The 22,413-nt window shown below is 57.7% G+C and carries 16 protein-coding genes and 1 tRNA gene; 7 read left to right on the top strand and 10 right to left on the bottom strand.

Going from position 1 to position 22,413, the window contains the following annotated elements:
• Positions 1-64: 64 nt before the first annotated feature.
• Both R3D51_00920 and R3D51_00915 read right to left on the bottom strand, forming a co-directional pair.
• Positions 65-1,717 carry a lysine--tRNA ligase gene (locus R3D51_00920; protein MEZ5898031.1) on the bottom strand — a complete coding sequence of 551 codons (1,653 nt, stop codon included), beginning with the start codon at positions 1,715-1,717 and terminating at the stop codon, positions 65-67.
• A 156-nt stretch (positions 1,718-1,873) separates the two neighbouring features.
• On the bottom strand, positions 1,874-2,524 hold the full coding sequence (locus tag R3D51_00915) for an alpha/beta family hydrolase (GenBank protein MEZ5898030.1): 651 nt from the start codon (positions 2,522-2,524) through the stop codon (positions 1,874-1,876).
• A gap of 104 nt (positions 2,525-2,628) precedes the next feature.
• Between R3D51_00915 and R3D51_00910 the strand changes: the two genes are divergently transcribed.
• From R3D51_00910 to R3D51_00900, 3 genes are all read left to right on the top strand, one after another.
• Entirely contained in the window at positions 2,629-3,459 is an 831-nt protein-coding gene (locus tag R3D51_00910; protein MEZ5898029.1) for a sterol desaturase family protein, read from the top strand.
• Positions 3,460-3,557: 98 nt separating this feature from the next.
• The gene (mepA, locus tag R3D51_00905; GenBank protein ID MEZ5898028.1) at positions 3,558-5,054 is read left to right on the top strand and encodes a penicillin-insensitive murein endopeptidase; all 1,497 of its coding nucleotides are present in this window, start codon (positions 3,558-3,560) and stop codon (positions 5,052-5,054) included.
• Between the two features lie 284 nt (positions 5,055-5,338).
• Positions 5,339-6,202: a hypothetical protein gene (locus R3D51_00900; protein ID MEZ5898027.1), complete on the top strand. Its 864-nt coding sequence runs from the start codon at positions 5,339-5,341 to the stop codon at positions 6,200-6,202.
• A gap of 9 nt (positions 6,203-6,211) precedes the next feature.
• Here R3D51_00900 and R3D51_00895 read toward each other — a convergent pair whose 3' ends face one another.
• Positions 6,212-6,688, bottom strand: coding sequence for a hypothetical protein (locus R3D51_00895; GenBank protein ID MEZ5898026.1), 477 nt, complete (start codon positions 6,686-6,688; stop codon positions 6,212-6,214).
• 173 nt (positions 6,689-6,861) lie between these two features.
• Here R3D51_00895 and R3D51_00890 point away from each other — a divergent pair.
• A tRNA-Ser gene (locus R3D51_00890) sits at positions 6,862-6,951 on the top strand.
• A 248-nt stretch (positions 6,952-7,199) separates the two neighbouring features.
• Complete coding sequence (locus tag R3D51_00885) at positions 7,200-7,583, top strand: hypothetical protein (protein ID MEZ5898025.1); 384 nt, start codon at positions 7,200-7,202, stop codon at positions 7,581-7,583.
• Between the two features lie 154 nt (positions 7,584-7,737).
• Here R3D51_00885 and R3D51_00880 read toward each other — a convergent pair whose 3' ends face one another.
• The 4 genes from R3D51_00880 to R3D51_00865 all read right to left on the bottom strand — a co-directional run bounded on the left by R3D51_00880 (position 7,738) and on the right by R3D51_00865 (position 13,158).
• On the bottom strand, positions 7,738-10,107 hold the full coding sequence (locus R3D51_00880) for a hypothetical protein (protein ID MEZ5898024.1): 2,370 nt from the start codon (positions 10,105-10,107) through the stop codon (positions 7,738-7,740).
• 22 nt (positions 10,108-10,129) lie between these two features.
• On the bottom strand, positions 10,130-11,002 hold the full coding sequence (locus R3D51_00875) for a hypothetical protein (GenBank protein MEZ5898023.1): 873 nt from the start codon (positions 11,000-11,002) through the stop codon (positions 10,130-10,132).
• Positions 11,003-11,048: 46 nt separating this feature from the next.
• The gene (locus tag R3D51_00870; protein ID MEZ5898022.1) at positions 11,049-12,038 is read right to left on the bottom strand and encodes a cytochrome c family protein; all 990 of its coding nucleotides are present in this window, start codon (positions 12,036-12,038) and stop codon (positions 11,049-11,051) included.
• 61 nt (positions 12,039-12,099) lie between these two features.
• Positions 12,100-13,158: a 2Fe-2S iron-sulfur cluster binding domain-containing protein gene (locus R3D51_00865; GenBank protein ID MEZ5898021.1), complete on the bottom strand. Its 1,059-nt coding sequence runs from the start codon at positions 13,156-13,158 to the stop codon at positions 12,100-12,102.
• Positions 13,159-13,664: 506 nt separating this feature from the next.
• On the opposite strand from R3D51_00865, the gene R3D51_00860 reads away from it, so the two are divergent.
• Positions 13,665-15,467, top strand: a complete 1,803-nt coding sequence (locus tag R3D51_00860) for a multiheme c-type cytochrome (protein ID MEZ5898020.1) — start codon at positions 13,665-13,667, stop codon at positions 15,465-15,467.
• Positions 15,468-15,591: 124 nt separating this feature from the next.
• On the top strand, positions 15,592-17,211 hold the full coding sequence (locus R3D51_00855; protein MEZ5898019.1) for a hypothetical protein: 1,620 nt from the start codon (positions 15,592-15,594) through the stop codon (positions 17,209-17,211).
• Between the two features lie 58 nt (positions 17,212-17,269).
• On the opposite strand, the gene R3D51_00850 is transcribed toward R3D51_00855, so the two are convergent.
• From R3D51_00850 to R3D51_00840, 3 genes are all read right to left on the bottom strand, one after another.
• On the bottom strand, positions 17,270-18,064 hold the full coding sequence (locus R3D51_00850; protein MEZ5898018.1) for a YceI family protein: 795 nt from the start codon (positions 18,062-18,064) through the stop codon (positions 17,270-17,272).
• Positions 18,065-18,345: 281 nt separating this feature from the next.
• On the bottom strand, positions 18,346-20,682 hold the full coding sequence (locus R3D51_00845) for a tetratricopeptide repeat protein (GenBank protein MEZ5898017.1): 2,337 nt from the start codon (positions 20,680-20,682) through the stop codon (positions 18,346-18,348).
• A complete protein-coding gene (locus tag R3D51_00840; protein ID MEZ5898016.1) occupies positions 20,679-22,115 on the bottom strand; it encodes a hypothetical protein in 1,437 nt (478 codons plus the stop codon). Before R3D51_00840 ends, R3D51_00845 begins: the two co-directional genes overlap by 4 nt.
• Positions 22,116-22,413 lie beyond the last annotated feature (298 nt).

Raw genomic sequence — 22,413 nt, 5'->3', positions numbered from 1 at the left:
GGACCCCAAGGCGTTGCCTCGAGGTCCGTTTTTTGTCTGCTTCGCGCGCGTGCCAGCTTCGAACTTACGCGGCGGTCACGAGTTTGCCCGCAAGCGCATCGGCGATCAGCTTGCGCGTATTGTCGATGCCATACAGCTCTACAAACGAGCCGAAGCGCGGTCCTTTTTCCTCGCCCAATAGGACTTGGTAGATGGCGTTGAACCAGGCATTGGACACGCCGGGCTTTTCAGGCGTTGCGCCCTTCGCGTTCAAATCTTGATATCGCGGGATTGCCCGGCCCACGTCGTAGATGATCGTCATCAGATCCTGCGCGCTTGTATCGGCGGGTGCTTTGCCAAACGCATCGGACAGCGCCTGGAGCGCAGAGCGTTCCACCTCGTCGGCCTCGCGGAACGTCTTCTGAGGCTTCACGAAGTCGTCGTAGTAACGGATCGCATACCCCACCAAATTATCAAGCAGGGGATGTTCCTGTGCCGTGGCGCCCGGCGCGATACGCCGGATGAAACCCCACAAGACGTCCTTGTCGTGCGCGTTCGATGCCGAGACAAGGTTGAGCAGAAGCACGAAGGTGATCGGCAACTCGGCGGCCGGTGGGTTGCCGGAGTGAATGTGATAGACCGGATTTTCCAACCGCTGCTTCGCGTCCTGCTTGGGGTAGGCGGCGAGGAACTTTAGATACTCATCGACCTTCTGCGGGATCATCTTGAAGTAGAGGCGCTTGGCTTCTCGCGGCTTCTGGAACATGTAGAGCGCGAGGCTTTCGGGGGTAGCGTAGTCGAGCCACTGATCCATGCTCACGCCATTGCCCTTGGACTTGGAGATCTTCTGCCCCTGCTCGTCGAGGAAAAGCTCGTAGACGAAGTGGTGTGGCGCGACTCCGCCCAGAATCTCGCAGATCTTGTCGTAGATGACGGCGTTGGTCTGATGGTCCTTGCCGAACATTTCGAAATCGACGCCGAGTGCCGCCCACCGCATTCCGAAGTCAGGCTTCCACTGCAGTTTGACGTTGCCGCCAGTGACGGGAAGGGTGATCTCGGTTGCGTCCTCGTCCTCGAAGGTCACGGTGCCGGCCTTTGCATCCACCGTCTTCATCGGCACGTAGAGCACGCGGCCGGTCTTGGGCGAGATGGGGAGGAAAGGGCTATATGTCGCCTGACGCTCCGCGCCGAGCGTCGGCAACATCACCGCCATGATATCGTCGTAACGTTCGGCTGCGCGGAGAAGCATCGCGTCGAACTTGCCGGACTTATAGTATTCGGTCGCGCTGGCGAATTCATACTGGAAGCCGAAGGTGTCGAGGAACCGGCGCAACATTGCGTTGTTGTGATCGCCGAAACTGGCGAAGTCGCCGCCGAACGGATTGGGCACAGCCGTCAGAGGCTTGTGCAGATGCGGCTCCAGCATCGCCTTATCAGGGACGTTGTCGGGGATCTTGCGCATCCCGTCCATGTCATCGGAAAAGCAAAGAAGGCGCGTTTTCCTCTTGCCTTCGGTCAGCAGCTCAAAAGCATGGCGCACCATAGTGGTGCGAGCGACCTCGCCGAAGGTTCCGATGTGAGGAAGTCCCGATGGTCCATAGCCGGTCTCAAACAGCACCGTTTTGTCTTTCCCGTCCGGCAACCGGTCCAGGCGCTTGATGAGCTTGCGCGCTTCTTCGAAGGGCCAAGCCTTCGCGTTGGAAAGTGCAGCGGCGATGTCGGCGGGGATGGTGGTCATTGAGAGAAGTTTTCTTGTGCTGGCTTCGGAATAAGGACTTCTGGATGCGCTCGAAAGCAGGGCGGGCAGCGAAACAGACTCCGTGCTTCTAGGTGGCGCAACAAGCTGCGTCAACGCGACGGGGCGTAAACCAAGGTTTCTGCGGTCCGAGATGCCTCACTCTTTGCCAATCCGTCCCATGAAATCGGCGATGGTGTCGGCTGCCGCAGTGAGGTTGCCTTTGCGCGTGAAGCCGGAGGCGCCGCGCGGGCCAAGGTCGTGGTCGCCGTCGACAGCCCAGAGAAAGTCGATCGCCTTTGAAAGGGACATCGCCTCCACCTCGCTTCGGCTGCCGAACGGGTCGCGCTCGCCCTGAATGATGAGGGTGGGGCATGCAAGTTGGGCGAGGTGGGCAGTGCGTAGCTGATCCGGCTTACCCGGCGGATGAAAGGGATAGCCAAGGCATACAAGGCCGCGGATCGAGCCGGAGCCAAAGGCGGTGTCGGCGATCATACTGGCAACCCGCCCGCCCAAGGACTTGCCGCCAATGAATAGCCGCTGTTGACTACCCGTGAGCGCGCGTGCCTCAGCGATAGCTGCTTCGAACTCGCCCATCAGAGTTTCGGCCTTTGGCGGAGGCCGCCGCTTGCCGCCGTTGCGCCGCGCCGCCATGTAGGAGAACTCGAACCGTGTGACAGAAACCCCGCGCTCGGCAAGAAGCGCGCAAATCGTTTCCATGAACGGGCTTGTCATGGGTGCGCCCGCACCATGGGCTAGAAGCAAGCGGGAGGCGGCGTCCGCCGGGCCGGTGTTCAGAAAGTCTGGCATGGGTCGCTTATTGCGCCTCACGTTAATGTTCTTTGTTATCCCCGCCAGCTTTGATGCAGCTAAAGTCGGGTTCGGCTGCGTTCATAGCAGGGCGACGTCACGGAGTGGGAATATTGCTTGAGAGCGGTCAAGAGGTCTGGGTCAGATTTGGCGTCTTTGCCGCGGTGCTGCTGGTGATGGCGGTTATGGAGCGCGTTTTCCCGAAGCGCCGCCGTAATGAGCCGACTGCGCGGCGCTGGTTCACAAATCTTTCGATCATCGTGGCAGATAGTCTCGTGGTGCGCGCCATGGCGGCGCTGACCGTGCCGCTCGCGGCGGTGGCCGCGGCCCATTTCGCGCAAACGCAAGGATGGGGTCTGCTCAATCTGGTGAATTGGCCGGATTGGCTCAAGTTCGTCGTGGCATTGGTCGTGCTCGATTTTGCCATCTGGCTGCAACATCTGCTGTCGCACAAAATTCCGCTGCTATGGCGACTGCATCAGGTTCACCATGCCGACCGCGATATCGATGTCACGACCGCAATCCGCTTTCATCCGGTTGAGATCGCCCTGTCGATGCTCTGGAAGATTGCCTGGGTATTCGCGCTGGGGCCTTCTGCCTTGGCGGTTGTCGCTTTCGAAGTGATCCTCAACGCATGTGCGATGTTCTCCCACGCCAACTTGGCGTTGCCGGCGGGAGCAGACCGAGTCGCGCGCGCCTTGATCGTGACGCCTGACATGCACCGGGTGCATCACTCTGTCCTGCGCAGGGAGCATGACAGCAACTATGGCTTCAATCTTTCCCTATGGGATCGGTTATTTGGAACTTATACGGCTCAACCGGAAAAGGGGCATGAAAACATGACGATAGGGCTATCGCCTTATCAGGACGATAAGCCCTCGCAATTGCTCTGGAGCCTGAGCTTGCCGTTTAGGTTCACCAGGAAAGGCTCTTAAGCCCAATTTTGATCGCAGTGGGATGTTAGAGTATAATAAATTGATTGGTTTTGATGATCGATCATTTCGAGTGACGGGGATTTTCTAAGGACGGGGAGATGCGGACCGCAAGGTTCCTGCTAGCGATTGCGATGGTGACAACGGGCGCGGTGATCGCGCGACCGGACGATCTTGCACCGCTTGCCTCCAAGATCGCCGCACCGTTCACGTCCAACCCTTCGACGTTAGAAAACGTGCCTGCATCCCAGCAGGCTGCAGCAGTGCCTGAAGCGCCTGCCGCACTGTCGCCGACCCAAGCGCCAGAGTTGCCAAGCTTCGTGGCGACCGATCATGCGCTGACGTTCAAGGGTTCCGCGTTCGATGCGCCGCCGACGACGGCTGGCGATGACGCTGTTTCCGCACCAACGACCAGTGCGGATGCAACACCTGCACGACCGGCCCATACGCGAAGATCAATTCAGCTCACACCTGTTCCAGACGATCCGCAGGCCGATAAGAATGCGGTGGAATCGCGTGTGCCTTCCGCGGACGTCGACCCGATCAAAGCTGCTTTGAACTCGCGCGACGCGAGTGGGAAGGCCTCGCCCGCACAGTTGAAGACAACGGCCGCGCGGACGATCGATGCTGGCGATGGTACCAAGATTATTCCGGCGAAGATGCTGTTTGCGTCTGCGCGAGAGCCTTCTCCATTGCAATCGCGTGCGATCGGCTATTATTCGCGGGGATGCTTGGCGGGCGGCGTTGCGCTGCCGGTTGATGGTCCAGCCTGGCAGGCGATGCGTTTGTCGCGCAATCGCAACTGGGGCCATCCCGTTCTCATCAAGATGATCGAGGACTTGGCTGTAACGGCACGTGCACACGACGATTGGCCGGGGCTGCTGGTAGGTGATATTTCGCAGCCGCGCGGCGGCCCGATGCTGACCGGACATGCGAGCCATCAGATGGGCCTTGATGCCGACATCTGGCTCACGCCGATGCCAAATCACACGCTGAGCCGCAAGGAGCGCGAGAACATTTCCGCGACCTCTATGCTCGACAAGACGAGTTTGGCCGTCAATCCCAAGGTGTTCTCGGATAAGCAGGTGCGTCTCATCAAGCGTGCTGCCTCCTATCCTCAGGTCGAGCGCGTTCTGGTCCACCCGGCCATCAAGAAGGCGCTGTGCGAGGCCGCCGGTCCAACCGATCGTGCTTGGCTTGGCAAAGTGCGCCCCTACTATGGCCATTACTACCACATGCACATTCGCATTGGGTGTCCGTCAGGCTCTGCGCATTGCCGGGCACAGCATCCGGTCACAGGGAATGACGGCTGCGGCAAGGAAGTTGACGATTGGCTGGCAATGCTGGCTCGGCCTCCCAAGCCTGCCGTGCCCGGCGCGAAGAAGAAGCCGCCCAAGCTGCCACTGATGCTCACGCAGCTTCCTGCCGAATGCAAAGTGGTGTTAGAGAGCGGCAAGAACGGGGTTTCGATTCCGCCAGAGGCGATGGTTGATCCCGCAAAAATCAAGCCGTCGGCCGATAACAAGAAGTCGAACTTGGTGCTGAAGCCGGTAAAGGAACGTCGCGCGCACACCAAGCGCGAGGCGAATGTGCAGTAGCGGTCCCTAGCCCATCGTGATGTCGAATCTCCTGGGCGCGCATACGCGCCGCGCGGGCGATTCATCTCGAACGATCATTTGCTTTCTGCGGTTTCAGCCGGTGGCCCAGTCGCTGGCATCCAAGCGGTCGTGGAGATCGCATTTGCGTGAAATAGTCTTGAACATTACACCCAAGAGTCGCTGGTCTGATTACATTGCCGCGCAATGTCAGCCGCGATAATGTTCCGGTGTCTGACAGGATACGGTGCATGAAAAAGTAAAGCGGGCAGGTAAGAAGGGAATAAATGCCATCTGAAGTAACGAGTGTGCAGGCGGATCAGCCCGAAACCGACGATGACTTCGCCACTCCATTGGAGGCGCCGCGCTCGCCGTTGCGCGGGCGCGCACGAGTCATTGCCAATCGTCGCGAGCGTATCGCTCAGCAGCGGCGAGCGCGTACCGACTACGGCACTGGCGCTGTGCGTCAAACCATCTTCGCGCTCAGCTTGCTTGCGCTTCTACCGTTTGCGGTCGGTATGGTGGTGATGATCGTTCGAAGGGTCAGCGACGGTCTCTGGTACGATCTTCCCGCTCTCATGTTGCTTGCTTGTGGGATCGGCGCGGTCATGGCGATGCTGGCTTTCGAGTTGCTGTTCTCAATTCGCGCGCGCCTGGTTCTTGGCAAGATGGCGTTGCGGTTCACGCTACCTAAGAACGGTGCCGCCGTGCCGCTGTGGAGTTACGCCAGCCACGACATTCCCTATCACGCCATCAAGGGCGTCGAGCTGCGGCGTGAGGTATTCGGCGGCAAGATCGCTCCCGTTCTGTTGCGCGGTCTCGTTATTAAGACCAAAGATAATAAAGAGACGGTTGTGGGGCACACGCTGGAAGGCTTTGAAGATCCCGCCTTTCCGTTTGCAATGATCGGCGAACAGATCGCGGCGCGCGCGGCAGTTCCCCTTGTCGATCAGAGAACGATCTGGATACGTCGCCGCTCGGATCGTTCCTTGGAATACATCAGCCATTATGACACGGATACCTACACCCTAGATCCCGCTGAGGAGGAACGGCTAAACGTAGCGCATCGTAGGATCATGTTGGGTCTCACCAGCGCGTTAGCCGCGATCGTGCTGCTTGGATTGCTGGCTGAGTTTGCGTCGGGAGCGTAGTGCGGTTGGCTAGTTGACGTAGACCGAAATCTTGTGGCGCTTGCGCGATGCATACGCGCAGATCGCGCTGATCACGAAGAACATGATGAAGGTCGGTGTCGCGAACAGCGCCGCCCCCCACTTGTTCCAGGCCGCCTCGCCAAGCGTCTGTGAGATGCCGTTGCGCACCGCCCCAAGCACGGAGGGAGCCAACTGAGACAGGTGTCCGCTGAGAGACGTGAAGCCGGGCTCAGCTCTCGAAAGATCGGAAACCAAGGCGATTACGGCAACGAGTGCGGCGACACCCGACAGGAACCGCAGCATGACCCGTGGACGGGTCTCCTGGCTTATCAGGCCTACGAGAACGGCGGCAGCCACACCGCCGGTTGCCAGCCGTAGCAACCACGGGTCGGGTGGAAGTCCGGTCGTGCGCCACTGGTGGAACGCGGCGATGCCCGCTGCCAGGGCTATCAGAGCAATAATCTTGAGGATGCGCTGTGCGGTCATTTCGGCTCGTCGCTGATAGGCAGGAACGCCATACTCGCGAGGGAATGGGCTACCATTGCGACCTATTCGCCCGGCCCGTCAAGGGTTTGCGCGCGCTGTTGTGGAGATGGAGGGCAAATGGTTGCGCTCGGGCCCGTCCTGAGTATAGTGCGCGCCGTTCCCTTTCATCTGATGGAGAGATGGCCGAGTGGTTGAAGGCGCACGCCTGGAACGCGTGTAGGCTCGTAAGGGTCTCGTGGGTTCGAATCCCACTCTCTCCGCCAGTACTCAACTCATTGATATTGTGTGATAAATGTGCAGTCTGCGCGGTGGATTGGGCGCGCAAATGGTCGCTTTTTCGCGCGTGCACTTTCTCCGTTTTCAAAGTCCCCGAAAATCGCCCCTCAAAAGTGGCAATCATCCGCTCCTTTTCTCCATCTAGCGCACCAGGCTGTCAGACGAGCTTTTCACTCTCACCAGCCGTTTAGTAGTGAAGTGCACTCCTGTTGAACCGCTGTATTGCTGAGGAACCATGATCAAGTCGAAGTCGATGTGGGTAGCTGTTCTGCTTCTGCTTTGCCTCATGTTCTATTCGTGGCGCTGGAGCACATTTGGTGACTTCAATTCGAGCAACAATCCGCCAGCCTACGGGTGGATGTCACTCGTCTTTTGCTTGTTGTCTGGAGTAGCAGCTCTGGGGCTTACTTTTGAAAGGCGATGGTCGGTCTATCTCGTTCAGAGTTTGGCACTCGCCATCACCGGTCTGTGGATGTTGGTCTATTGGCAGACTAATGGGCTCGAACTGCCGTATTCGGATACACTGAGCAATATCTTGGGCTTCATCCCGGCAATAGGACTCTTCACTGGTTGCCTTTTTGTCGTCATCACAGTTCGGCGGCACTTTTGGCGATATTGAATATTGAGCAATCGAACCAGGTAGTACATCTGAAGTCTTCGCTTCATCCAGTGGGGTTGATTTAGAATGTGTCTTGCGTTTTCGCGATCGCCTAGTGGCGCGGCAAAAGAGCTTGGTTGATCAAAGTCCGCTAGAAGTGCTGATGGTTCTCGTTCTAACGCACTGGGAGTTTGGTATCGCGGATACGCGTTGCGACGCCGTCGATGTGATAGGCGTGGCACAGCAGGCAGTCTTCGCGTGCCTTTCCGGCGCTGTGGCAGCCTTGGCAGGTATCTTTCTTTACTGGATCAAAGGCTGCTACGAATTTTAGAGGATCGGGTTGCTCATAACTTTTCAAATAGGGACGATCCTTTGCGAGTTCATGGCATGTAAAGCATCCGCGATCACCCGGTTGACTGAGATGCGGGTCATGGATGAAACGCGTAAATCGTCCATGCTTGTCCGCGGATGATATGGGCGCAAAGTGCACAGTCACTCCTTTGCCCGGTGCGACGTCTATGCTGTGGCACTTGGTGCAGGCACCTTGTGCGTCCTTGCCCGTTAGGGCGTTGAACACTGATGCTGACGGATTGACGCTGCGGGTTTGTGCTTGTGGCGCCGTGAGAAGCAGCCACGACGCTATGAACCTGTCCTTATGACCGGTGGGTCGATAGAAGATCGTGTAGTCTTGACGATACCAGCCGCCTCTCTCGGCCCAACTCTCGGCATCCAGGCTGGTTTCGATATCATCCAGCGGCGCAGGACTTGATGACGTCGTTCCGCCGCGTCGCGACGCTTGTTCTCCGACTAAAGCGGCAGACGGTGCTTCACGCGGTCGGTTGCCCTTCCTGTGCGCGTTGATTTCGCGCTGCTCTTCCTGCGTCGGGTTAAGAAGTTCGTCCATTTGCGTACCGGTTGGGCGCTCGCGCGACGATTGCGTGGCAGCTTGGGCCGTTGGAGGCACATCGCCAAGGCCCGCCCGCATGGCTGCGGGTAACTTGTTGGCGGACGACGTTCTCTTCGGCTTTTTCGGTCGCGATTCGGATGCGTCGGATTCCGATTGATCCGCAGTGGGGGACTTTCCGCCGCTCGGGCCCTTGGATATCACGCACTGGCCAAGCATGCGTACAAGGCAGGTTTGTGGATTGCCTCGCGGTGCCGTGGCCTTCTCTTTTGCGTCTTCTGGCGCGTCCTCTTCTTCCGGCGGATTTTTCGGGTCGTCGGGGCGCGAACGCTCGGGTGTTTGCGTCTTTGCCGCTGCTTGCTCAATGTGTGTTGCCGCTGGATCGGCGGAAACTGCCGTTTCTTCTGGCAGCCGCGCGCCCGGGCCGTTTTTCATTTCCGCTGCCAGGTTGGGTAGCCATTGCCGTTGCGCAGCGATTGCGACGTCGCGCGGCAGGGCGGCGATGAGGTCGGAAATGCGGTCTGCATCCGGTTTCGCGCCAGCGAGCACGGTTGCTGGTTTGGTCGTGATCAAAGCATACAAGAGCGATTTGATTTCACGTGCAAGGCTCGCGACAGATGCGATTTGCGTCGCAGTCGCCGAACTCAGATCCTGAAGGTTTATGTTTTCGACGGATTTGACGAGATCGCGCCCTTTCGGGCTAGCGCTCAGCATAACCTTCATGAATGGTGTGAAGGGTGCATCCGAGTCCGCCGGCCACTCTCCGATGGCTGCGCCTTTGGCTTGAAGCGTGCTGAGATCAAGCCCCGGCAGGCTCAGGAACGCGATACCCTTCGGTCCGTTGACTCGCTCCTTTCCTGTAATTTGATCGAGATGACAGCCGGCGCACGTTTGCTCAAAGGGCATTACCGTCATCACTTTCTTGTCGTCGGAGCTCTGGTGGCACGAGGCGCAGGTCGCAGGGATGCGCCGCGTTGGTTCCTTCTTTGCCACTTCAGGGAAATGTTTGTCGAAATGCGCTGTATGATCGTACACGATCCGCGTGCGGCGACGGAACGGATAGCTTTCGAACCTTGGGTGCGTGCCAGCGAAACTGTCGAACTTAATGAGGTGGCAGGAACGGCATTGCTCGTTGGTCATGCCGGCCACGTTAAAGTTTGTGCCCTGATGCTCCTGATGGCATGTGGCGCAGGCCAGTCCGGTTTCAACGAGCTTGTTGACTGGGAAAGCGACGTCTTGCGCGCGTGCTGCTTGCGGTGCGGGTGAAGTCACGGCTAGAGGCGCGAGCCGTTCGCTGCTCTTCTGGAGCATGTCCGCTCTTGCACCGTGCGCGTTGAAAGCAGACGTTTTGCTAATGTTGTGACACGAAAGGCAAGCTTCGCTGTCGGCTCTGTGCGTGCGAGGTAGGAGGCCTTGCAGCCATTTGAGCTTACCCGTTCCGCTCTTGGTGTGGCAGGCGCTGCACTCTTTAATCGCGCCGTGAACGCTCGACAGGGGGCCCGGCATCAAGAACTGTGTGCTCGTAGAGAGTGAGAACGCGGCGCCCAAGGTCACGACGGTAGCAACCGCTGCGAACGACGCGACGTGATCGCGTGCTGCTCCCATGCCAAGCCGTCCCGGCGACCGCATTGCTTTGATCACGATGCTCCTCCAGGCGTTTCCATTACCAGGCCCCTGAAGAAAAGGCGTAGACCACCACGACGTGGAGGACTGTCAAAACGGTCAGCGCATACGTCAGCGGTACGTGGATAAATGGCCAAGCGTCGGAAAGGACGACGAGCCGATAAGCAGCGTCCAGCCGCAACCTGTCTCTGACGAGGTTGCGGATGGTCGCGAGCCTTTCCTTGCTTGATGGAGAGGCGTAGTGCGCGAGGTGATCTAGTTCGTCCGTGATCAAGCGGTGGGCGGTTTGACTACCGTAGATTTGCCGCCATGTGAAACGGCTTTGTGCGAAGTAGTATTTGAGATGTTTGTCGTAGAGATCCTTGGTCCAGATCTCATCAGGCGAGGCTGGAAGACCGGGAAGCATTGTTTCGCCATCAGTCGCGGGGAGAACCGCTTCAACGTCGCGAGCAAGATCGACTAATCGTACCTTGATGAGTTCACGCCTGGTAGGCTGGTTTGCGCGCCGCGCCGCTTTGATGGCGGATGCAATGAGTATGCCGACCAGTCCGCTCAACGTTATGAGCACGAACGATAACCAAAGTGCCCACTCGAAGCTGGTGTCGGGGAGCGAAGCCTGCGTATGGGAGAAGAACACGGCGATCAATGCGAGGCCGGTATAGATATGCAGTTTGCGCCAGCGCTTTGCGGACTTCGCTGACAGCCATCCGAACTTCACCGCGACGTGGAAGTAGATTTGCAGGCCCATGCCGCCGGCGAGCATCCAGCCGTCGAGATAGCGCGGGTCACGCAGCGCGTTGCCGTATAGAAAAACGAGTTCCAACAAACATGCCGAGGCGACGCCGATCAGCAGGAGCTGAAGCGCGACGCTCCTGAGGTTGTGGTCGGACGAGCTTCGATCAATTGTTGCCACGCTTTCTCTCCGTAAAATATTTTGTCTGCGCCATCGCTCCAGGACGTTAGTTGATGGCACCTGGCTCGCGTGGCTTGCCGATTGCTTTCTCGGGCCCAGGGATGAGGCTATCGAGTGCAGCCAAAGTGCTGCCGTCATACTTTGTGGCGATGGTTTGCAGAGACTGGGCGATGATTTCTGCCGCGGCGCTGAGTGCTTGCTCGTTATTGAGTTTCAAACCCGTTGAATGCGCGGCCTCGACGATATTTGCGAGTTCGGGGACGTTGGGCGCGGCCTTCGCGGCAACCGCGATTTCTTTGCGTGCGCGATCGGCGCGTTGGGCCATTTCGAATGCATAAGGCTTGCGGGCCGTTGCTTTGGCAATCGCGCGCAAGGCTGTTTCGAGTTCGACGCCAAGGCCTATGAGATAGAGCATGCGCTTGCGTGCGGAGCTCGCGGGGACATTGGATTTGCCCTTGGAGTGCCAAGTCGTGTGGCGCACTTCACCTTGTGACCAGGATACGAGTTCGAAGGCGCTGCCTGCGCGATGACCACCCTTATTGACGAGTTCCTCCTGCGGAACGACATGGCACCCAAAGCAGTTCTTGGCCAGACGGTAGAGCGATCGCGGTCGTATCATACCGCTCGCCTCCGCATACTTCCAACGTGATGCTTCTTCGGCCTTGCTCTCGGTCTTCGCCGTCTTGCCACTGAAGCCGCTGTGGACCTTGATCCAATCCGCGCTGGCACTGTGGCAGGACTCGCAGGAGATTCCTGCGATGGGCTCCAGCGGCCCGTTCTTCTGCTGCACGGTGAAATGGCAGCTTTGGCAAAGTCTCTCCGATTTTACGCGGCGAAGACCCAACTTCTTGGCGATCTCGTTTGCTTCCGCATTACGCGGCATTTCTCGGAAGGTCTTAAAGTGATGCGTTTCCTTCCAGGCGGCCGCCTCCTGCTTATGACATTCCGCACAGGCATTCGGCCCCGCGATCTTCGACGGGGCCGCGCCTGGGATCGGCGAGGCCGCGTAGGCGGCGAAGCCAAATACAACTGACACGCAACATGCGAGCGTGAGGCGCCCGGAAGTAGCGGTGCGTCGGTGCTCTGTCGGCGGACTGCTACGCGATTTGCTGGTCACAGAAGCGGCTCGCGTGAAGAAGCTGCGGCCGGGACGGCCGTTTGATCAACGATACTGCGCGCGCAAAAAGAGACGCATGGGCGGCCGCATCGGCGGGGGCGGGCAGGAATGGATCCGAGTAGCAAATCGCGCCCGCTTCGGACGCGACGGATTTCACCGCATCGACCATCTCCGGCGCACCGCAGGCGTAGACCAAATCGGTTGGCGTCAAGAGAGGAAGGTAATCGGTCGGTCGGCCGGGATTGATCGATAAGGGAAGGTTTTGAGATCGGCTGCAGACGGCGAAAATCCTCACGTTCGGGAAATTCGAGAGGCGGGCCAAGGCGGGCGCCATGTAGAGCGATTCAATCGTGCGTCCGCCAGCAATGATCATGATTGTCCGGTACGGATTTTCCCGCAGCGCGGCGGCCGCAATGGCCCAGATCGGCGCAAAGCCGGTATTTGTTGCCACGAGAAGCAACCGGTTTGTTTGGGCAGGCTGAAAGCACGCTGTCCCGTAGGGTCCGGTGAGGGTGAGGCGATGCCCGCGCCTGATGCGCTTTCCGAGCTCCGAAGTGACGCGCCCCTCCTTGATGTGGCGAATGTGAAACCAGAGCAGCCTGGAGTCCGGCCTGCCAAGGATTGGATGCGTGAAGCTGTAGGATCGCTGCGGATAACCTTTGAAACGGACCAATGCATACTGTCCGGGATGGTGAGGAAGCGGATCTTTAGTTTTTATCCCGACCTCCGTTACGTCAGATGACACTGGCCTGAGTACACGCAAAACACCTTCCACGCTTCGCCAGGCGTGCAAATGGCGGCTTTCCAGCGCGGCATTGCCGGTGATGCGACATTGGCAGGCGTGCACGATGCCGGGTTCCGTTCCCGCGCCGCCATCTACGCTGCCTGAGATTAAGCGCATGCAGCACGTTCCACAATGTCCTGCACGGCATTGGTGCGGAAGGTCTAATCCGTTCTTTAAGGCCGCATCGAGCAGCAACTCTCCGCGCGAGGCGGCAATCTTTGTACCGTTGATTGCGATCTGATAGGTGATCCCCATTGTCCGTTCCCGAAACTCATTGTGACATTGATCTCCCCATCGCGGCAGGTCCCGCCAGACCGTCCGTTGCACAATTAGAAAGAGGGCAGACCGTGACGATTTAATGGCCTTCAATTCGATCGAAAATCCTCATATCGAAAATATATGCCCCGACGATCGGGTGAAATTGGAGAAAATAGAGTGCGGGTAACGGTGGGCATCCGAAAGAGGTAGCAGCGATCTGATATGATGAGAAGATTTGGCAGTGTTGAATATATCGCAAACGAGTTATGTGCCGGTCTTGGATATGATAAAAATTGCAAAAGCAGAAATTGCAATACTGCAATGAGCGGACGCGAAAGTTGATGTCAATTCTGGAATTGAATCAACCCTCCTCGTCATATGACCGCCCTTTTTGGTATCTGAAGATCTTCACCTGAGTTCAGCAACTGAGCGCGGATGACAGACGATCGCAGCAGGCGGAGGCGCTGCGACATCTGGCTGCGTAGGGGAGAGAGTGTGTGCAAATGAGAAGTCCTGTCACCGTCTCGCTCATATCTCTCGCGCATGTCGCAGCTCTAGTCGCTGTGCCACTGCTTTTGCAATCATCGATCGTTCAGGCTGGGTCAGATAATGCCGGAAAAAGTGAAGCGGATACGAGCATCAGCGACAGTCAGGCTGACCGTGCAGGCGCTGAGAGTGACGAAAGTGTCTATCCCACAGCTGCCCAATGCGGTGAATGTCACAAGCAGATCTACGAAGAGTGGTCTTCGTCCAATCATGCCTACGCATCTATTTCTCCGATGTTTCACAAATTTGAACAGAAGTTCCAGGTTCTCACACAAGGAACGGTGGGGACGTTCTGCGTGCGTTGTCACCAGCAAGTCGGCACGCAGCTTGGGGAGAATCGCGAAACGCCGCTGTGGAAGCGCAGTCCGATATCGCGAGAAGGCGTCACATGCATCACTTGTCACAGGGTCAAGGAGCATTACGGCAAGGTCAACGGCGAACGTCGCGTCGAACCGGGCAAGATTTTCGAACCTGTGTATGGCAGCGGCGAGAAGAGCGTCATCAACGATGTAATCAAGAATAAAGAAACATTCACTGTTGCTACCAGCGAGAAAGAGCGCGGTAACCGAATCCACAAGGGGATGATCCCGAACGATCAGATTACGAAGTCAGAGTTCTGCGTGAGTTGTCACCAGGTAGCGGTAAACCTCGGTATCAAACTCGAAGTCGTCTGGGATCAATATCGCGATAGCCCTGCACGCAAAGCCGGCGTTACCTGTCAGGACTGCCATATGGGCAAAGTGCCGGGCAAGCCTGAAGGATATGGTACGGCACCCTCAGCGATCGTCGGCGGCAAGAAGATCAATCCGGGGCGCAAGCACGCCAATCATCGGTTTATCGGACCGGGCTACTCCATCGCCCACCCCGGCATCTTTCCACATAATCCGAAGGCGCAGGCCATCGGCATCGAGGATTGGCTGCTGTTCGATTGGCGGGCGGGCTGGGGTACGGCAGCTTTCGAAGACAAGGTCGCCGACAAGAAAATCAGACCGAAATTTCCCAAGCGCTGGGCGGATGCGCTGGATCGGGAAGACGCACGCGCAATCATCGACGAGAATATCGCCAAGCTCGACGAGCGAGACAAAATTCGCAAGCAGGTTATGGAGAACGGCACCAATGTCGATGGTCCGTTTATCGAAGGGACGCCATCGGTGGGGCGGGATTTCGTCTTCTCTTACAAGATCAAGAATACCAACACCGGGCACAATCTTCCGTCCGGCTCGCTGGGCGCGCAGCCGCAGCTTTGGGTGAACGTGGCGCTTGTCGATCCTGATGGGGCGAACATTTGGGAGTCCGGGTATGTCGATGCAAATGGCGACATGGCGGACCTGCACAGCCTTGAAGTCGCTGCCGGGCGAATCGGTACTGACCAGCAGCTCGTGAATTTCCAGACCAAGTTCTTGACCACGAATGTCAAAGGAACCGATCGCGAGATGTACCTCCCCGTCAACTTCGACGTCGATCCGCTGCCGCATCTGAGACCGCCCGGCATACCAACGACGGTTCTCAATCATCCGCCGCTTGTGCGCATGGAGAACCACTCGCTGGCGCCACTCGGCGTGAAACTAGCGAAGTATGAAGTTCCTGGTCGTCTCATCATTAAGCCAGGCACGTATCGCCTTGCCTTCCGGATGCGCAGCCGTGCAGAGCCGATCTACTTCATGCGCTTCGTCGGCGCGACACGTGCGATGGAGCAGAACATGAATGAGCGGATCATGGACTTTCATACCTTCGAGGTCGACGTCCACGTAAAGGGTTGAATAACGCAAACACGGGCGTTTCGGAGTTGGGGCCGCCTCACGGCTTCAAGAATACGGGGCCGAAGCACTCTTTGAAGCTTCCTGTCAGAGACAGCTGGCGCGAGGCGCGGAGTGGAACTTCTTGATGACGTATGATGCAAAGACTCCGCGTGCCATGGCCGCGAGAACGGCCACAGCTATCGTGTCTTTGATGGTTGGCGGCGGCCATTTCATGATGTCGTCGGGCGGATCCTTTGCCGCGCCGGCGGCCGCGCAAAGCCAATCTTCGAGCGCGGATGGTTCCCAACAGATGCACGACGACGGGGCAGGTGGAAACCGCAAAGACCAGGAAACCGTCGTTCCCAAGAGCAAAAAAAAGAAAAAGAGCAAGCACGCATCGAGCGCGTTTCGTCCGGACCCGAGCTACGACGCCAAGTACAATGCGGCCGAACAAGCAGAGATCTATGGCGGAAAAACTGCTGTTGACCCGCCGCGACCGCTGCTTGAGATCGGACGCCAGCAATATACCTCAGGTGCCTATGACGAGAGCAGCACTATTCTCGGCAAGCTCAATCCGCTGCTTCCCGGGCTTTCAGTCTATGGAGACTGGCGCACGGCAGTTGCCTACAATTCCAATAACGGTAAGGACATCGCTCAGGTTGCAACCCGTCTCAACATTGACGTGGATCTTAAGCTCACCGCGACGGAAAGATTGCATGCCTTTTTTACTCCGATTCAGGAGGACAATGTGCGCTTTACGCGTTTTGAATTTGGTGGCGCGGACGGAGATGGAAAATTCACTGGCGAGTTTGATCCCAATCCGCAAACGTTCTTTTTTGAAGGCGATATAGCGTCAATTTACGCTGGCGCGACAGGTAGCTATCCGAGCTTCGATCTCCCTTTTACAGTCGGGCTCTTTCCCCTTTTCCTACAGAATGGGATTTGGGCGAACGACGCCATTCTCGGAGGTGCGTTCACGATCCCTGCGAAAAACTCGGCGGCGCTGGGGCTTTCCAATTTTGACATTACAGTGTTTGGCGCGTTCGATAACGTCGACAATGCTGGTGTCGTTCGCGCAGACGGCAAGGCGGACAAGCACGATGCCAATGTGTACGGGATCACTACGTTCATAGACGCCTGGGGTGGCTATATCGAAGCAGGATATGGCCTGCTACAGGGAACAGGCGAGCGGGACGGACTACTCGAAAATTATCTGACTGCCGCATATAGCCGGCGCTACGCCAATACGATTTCGAATTCGACGCGCTTTTTTGCCAACTTTGGCGAGGGTAACGGGTCTGGCGAGCGTGGCGACGGCTTTGCAATCATCTCGGAGAATAGCCTGATAACCGGCCTCCCGAGTACCCTGCTGCCCTATGCCAACTTCTTTGTAGGATTCGGGGATCCGAAGCCCTTGGTAGACGGCAACGGTGCCGGCATTTTGAAGAACGTCGGTATCAATTTTGAAACTGACGCACTGACGGGCTACCCCAAGCTGGACGACACCGCTTCCAACGCGTGGGGTGGGGCGATCGGGTTGCAGTATTTGTTCAATCTCGACCAGCAATTGGTATTCGAAGTCGCGACCGTACAACCGCTCGAGCAGGACGGTATTGGCGCGCAGGATGCGCAATACGCAATTGGCGCGCGCTATCAAATTCCCCTGGATCGCGCGTGGCTGTTTCGCGCTGATGCCACCTATCAGTTCAAGGAAAGCGCTGATGACAGCTTCGGTATCCGGTTCGAGATGCGCCGAAAATTCTGAGTGAAAAGCATAGGGCGGCGACATTTTAAATGACGCCGCCGTCGATAATATGTCGATACTATTTTGGCCGCACGATCGCGTCGATTTCAATCTCGATTTCGTCGTCTACCATCGACTGGTACGAAGTCATGTTGAAGGCGCTGCGTTGAATTCGCGTCGTAGCAATAAACTGGCGTGCGCCTTCATCATACTTCAAGGCGGGATCGTCGTGCGGGTTGAGGCTAACGTCCAGGGTGACGGGCTTCGTAATGCCGTTGATGGTTATTTCACCCACCACTTGCGCCGCCGTCGGCGACCGCGGCTTCACGGTAAGGCTTTTGAAGGCGATAACGGGGGATTCTTCAACGTTGAAAAACGACGAACCTTTTAGTTCATTGTCTACGAGTGCTTCGCCCGTGGTGAGGCTGGCTGTCCGAATTGATGCGTGGATCTTGCTCTTTTCTGGGGTGTTCTCGTCATAGTCCAGTGTGCCGCTCACCTTGGTGAAGCGGCCGCGCTGGGTCGAATATGCCATTTTGTATGTGAAGCGAACTTCTGTTCGTCGCTGATCGAACTCGAAGCGCGCTGCTTCAGCTTCCGACGATGGGCCGACAAGAAATGTGAAGAGCAATACTGACAGCATCTTCGCCGGGGCGGAGATGTCGCTGCGTGCTAGGACCTTTTGAGTATCGGAATGGGTCGGAGCATTGCATTGGCGTTGTGAGGCGTTGGCTGTCTGGCCGCCTATGAGCGACTCGACGACGGACGAGACCTGATCGGTGGGGCTGAACGTCCGCCTGAACAACGTCCACACGGTAACCGCGACAGCAGCGGGAAATGAGAACACGCAGATCCAGTCGAGAACGATTGTCATCGCCCGTCCTCCACTTGTGCTGCGCATCCGAGTGGTGAGCGACTATGGCGTTCCAAATGCTCGGACATGCGATACCTCTCTTCAGATTGAAGTGGCATCTCCCCGCTCCAATAAGATGCGGAATTCGTGGCGGAAATTGGTTTGTTAAATGCTCCGACCTTTCCTATCGCAATTTGAGTCCGTAACATCGCAAGGCTATGCGCGCTCGCAATTCAAATGGAGCGATGCGATCAACGTCATCGTCGAATTGTGAAAGCGGCCCGATTTGATCGCGGTGACCCCTAGCGTTGCTGTGGCAGGGCGCCGACGCCATAGGGTGTTATGCGGGATTGGTTATTCATCTGGCCATCCGCGTAGAAGTCATAGCGATAGCCAACGGTGAAGAAGAGTTCGGTCGATGTTTCCTCGATTCCATTTTGCTTTGAGGTTCGCCAATCGGCGCCGACCTCGAATTCGAGGCTCATGTCGCGCGTGAAGTAGTAGTCCACGAGAACCGACGGCAGGACGGAATATTCGACGAGATTGTCGACGTCGCCTGTCCGGTAGCCGAGCCTCAGTCGCGGATTGATCTTTAGATTGTCGATCAGAGGGTAACGGGCGCTCAAATCAAGAACGTAGTAGTTAGACAGCGCAAGATCGGCGAAGCGAACGCTGGCGATCATGAGGTCGTCGTTGGCGAATACGTTGTTGCCGATGAGCTGAGCCGAATAGAAGTATTCGTTTCCTGTGCCCGTGATCGCTTCAACGCCGCCGGACATGATCGTGCCCTCGAGATTTGTCACAGTGGCATCGGCGCTTACCTGGAACGTACTGTTGATCGGGTGTGAGAAGCCGACCGACGCTGTTGTGAAGGCGGCAGTTCGATCAATGGCGTATTGTTCCACCTGCTGCAATGTTGTGTTGCGAAGCATCTCGTAGAGCGTGGGATAGATTTGTCCCTGCAATGCGGTCCATGTCGAGAGATATGGTGACTTGCGATATTCATAAGCGGCAAATAGCGTAGATTTGTCAGCGAATGTGTACGTGCCGTTCAGCACGGCTGCGTTGAGTTCGTTATAGTGAATGTCATAGTCGAGAGTGCCGAACGAAGAAATACTGGCGCTATTGTAGCGGAACTCGGCACCGACGGCACGCCGGTCCAGGATCGAACGGTCACGCTGCTCAACAGCGAACACGCTGAAGTCCAAGCCGCCATACAACTGTCCGATGTCGATACTTCCACCGTAGAAATAGCGCTCATCCAAGAACGGGTCGTCGCTCCGTCGCAGCACCGGCGATCCGGCGACGGCGCCAAAGCGGAACAGTTCGTTTGGTGCGTAGCTCGCATATACGCCGTCGAAACGGCCCAGCACGCCGCCTGAATTCAGCGTCTGTCGGCCGATGCGGCCTTCGAAGCCCCAGTCGGAAACGGACGACTGGAGGTAGAGCGCGGCGACGCTGATGATGTCATCTTCGTCGGAGAAGCTGTGCTCCTCAGTGCCAGAGAAGCGCAGTTTCGATTTCGTGCCACCACCGCTCCAGGTAGCAATCGCGTCCAGCGTCGATAAGAGATCATTCTGATGAACGCGGTGGGTGTCGAGGTCCGCATTAATATCGAGCGGTAGCGAAGGATCGCGCAGCGTTCGAAAGCTGTCATCACGAATGTAAAATTGCGATGCGCTCCCAGACACGGTCCATGTGCGTGTACCATCATCAACCGCAGCCTTGCTACGAGCGCTCTCGAGCAACTCCGAGGCGTCGGCTGTTGCCGTGACAATGACAGCGAGGCGCTGGCGGACGCGCTCGGCTCCGTCGCCCGATGGGTAGCGTGCGAGGTAGTCTTCGAACTCTGCGCGCGCTTTATCTGTCGCGCCCGCCTTGCGATATGCAACGCCAAGATATTCCTGGGCGTCGGCGCTAAAGGGAGTTTCGGGCAGGTTCAGGACTTTGGTGAAAATCGCAATCGCTTTGTCGTATTGACCTTTGCGCATCGCGGCACGCCCCTCGTCCAAGGCGGCGGCAGCCTGTTTGACTTGCTCCGGGGTCGCCGTGCCTGCCTTTGGGTGATGGGCTCTGACGGGAGACATGGCGATGCGATCTCCGTTGCTGCGAGAGACGCTTGTCGACCAGCCGCCAAGGTTGCGGGACGGCGAAATCGGCTTACAGGAGGCCGAGGGTTTGGAGCCGGAAACCGCCACGACAATGCTCTGGAAATCGCCGCCTTGCGCCACATCGTAATAGACAGGCGTTGCAAACTGCACAACGAGCGCCGGCCCAGCCGCGTTGCCGGCCTCGAAGAAAATCGCCCGAATGGATGCGTTCTTGATTTCGGGTGGGCGCAAAGCCTCGCGTCGTGAAAGCATTTCGGCGGCGGCCCGAGGTCCATCAATGGCGCGCAGCAGGATGCGCAGTTCCTGCCCCTTGACGGTTGGGAAATGGCTCACATAGCGAACACGCAGATTGAATCCGATGTCGAGTAGTGTGCATTTTCCGCTGCCACCCACGTTGACACCTGAAAGAACACGGTCGAGAGCAGGCTCTGCACGCGCGGTCGTCCCGGGGGCAGCTGCGAACATGCAAGCAGCGACAGCGAGACAGGCTCGGAGCACGCGGCAGTATGATCGTTCGTCGCGTTTCACCGATCCCAACTCCGAGTATTGTGGCATTGCTCACACGGTGCCGATGTTCGTGGATGGTCATTCGGTTTGCCGCGGGCGTAGACCCCGTTGTGACAAGTCGCGCAGCCCGACACGATGCCCGTGTGGCTCATCTGCGCTCCAGCGAACGTGAGCGTACTTCGGTGACAGGTTTCGCAAGGTTGCGAGGTTGGCAGGTGATTGGTCGGCTTGCCTGTTGCGGTGGTGCCGTTGTGGCAGGTGGCGCAGCCCGAGGTAATTCCTGAGTGGTTGAACGCTGCCCCGGCGAAGGTCACCGTGGACTTGTGGCATGTCTCGCACGGCTGCGAAGTCTGCACGTGGCCTTTCGGTTTGCCTGTAGCGGTCGTGCCGTTGTGACAGGTCGCGCATCCTGAGGTGATGCCGGAGTGATTGAAGGAGGCCCCGGCGAAGGTCACCGTAGACTTGTGGCATGTCTCGCACGGCTGCGAAGTCTGCACGTGGCCTTTCGGTTTGCCGGTTGCTGTGGTGCCGTTGTGGCAGGTGGCGCAGCCCGACGTGATGCCGGAGTGGTTGAACGCGGCACCCGCGAACGTCGTCGTAGACTTATGGCATGTCTCGCACGCCTGCGACGTCTGCACGTGGCCTTGCGGCTTGCCGGTTGCTGTGGTGCCGTTGTGGCAGGTGGCGCAGCCTGACGTGATGCCGGAGTGGTTGAACGCGGCACCTGCGAACGTCGTCGTAGACTTATGGCATGTCTCGCATGCCTGCGAAGTCTGCACGTGGCCTTGCGGCTTGCCGGTTGCTGTGGTGCCGTTGTGGCAGGTGGCGCAGCCCGATGTTGTTCCAGAATGGTCAAACCTCGCGCCCGCGAAAGTCAACGTTGAGCGGTGGCAGGTTTCGCAGGCCGCGGCGGTGGGCACATGGGTTACAGGTTTGCCGCGAGCCGTCGAGCCGTTATGGCAACTCGCACACCCGGTGGTGATGCCGGAGTGGTCGAACGATGTGGCTGTGAACATGAGCGTGTTCTTATGACACGCCTCGCAAGGCTGTGTCGTTGGAACATGGTTCGATGGCTTGCCGCGCGCCACCGAGCCGTTGTGGCATGACATGCACGGAGCATTTGCCTCTCGATGGTCGTATCGCGTTTGAGACCAACCGCTCGCGGAATGACAAGCCTCGCAATTCTCGCTCGTCGGTGGGTGACCGTTCGGCTTTCCCGTTGCGCGCGAGCCGTTATGGCACAGGCTGCACTTATAGGGCGTGCCTTTGAACTGTCCGCCAACGTGGCAGGATTCGCAGTCGGCGCTGGCATGCGCGCCCAACAGAGGAAATCCGGTCTGCCGGTGATCGAAGCCGGTAACTGCCTGTTGCGCTTCGACAGAGCTTGAGAACAATGCCATCAGAGCGCAGACATGCACGAAGAAAAACGCGGCGAAGATTTTCGCTGCCTTCATGCTTTCCCCCTTGCGCTCACGTCATAATTCGCTGCTTCCCCCGAGAGCACCGAGCTTTTTCAAGGCCTTGCGAAAATGACTATTCTGTAATCAAACGTTCAAGTATTGGTGTGCAATTTCAACTGGTTGTCGTGATAACGGTTCGGGTCGGGAGATATTCCTTTTTGAGGGCGATGGACATCGTCTGCGTCTAGACGACTATCTCTGACGACGTTGTCTGAACGTTTCCGTCGTATGGCAATTCTCGCACGCACGGCCGAAGGCGCCGCGATGTGCATCATCGCTTTGATGACATCCA

It is taken from the genome of Hyphomicrobiaceae bacterium (assembly GCA_041397645.1).
Taxonomy (GTDB): Bacteria; Pseudomonadota; Alphaproteobacteria; order Rhizobiales; family Hyphomicrobiaceae; genus Hyphomicrobium_B.
This window is presented reverse-complemented; position numbering and strand designations above follow the sequence as displayed.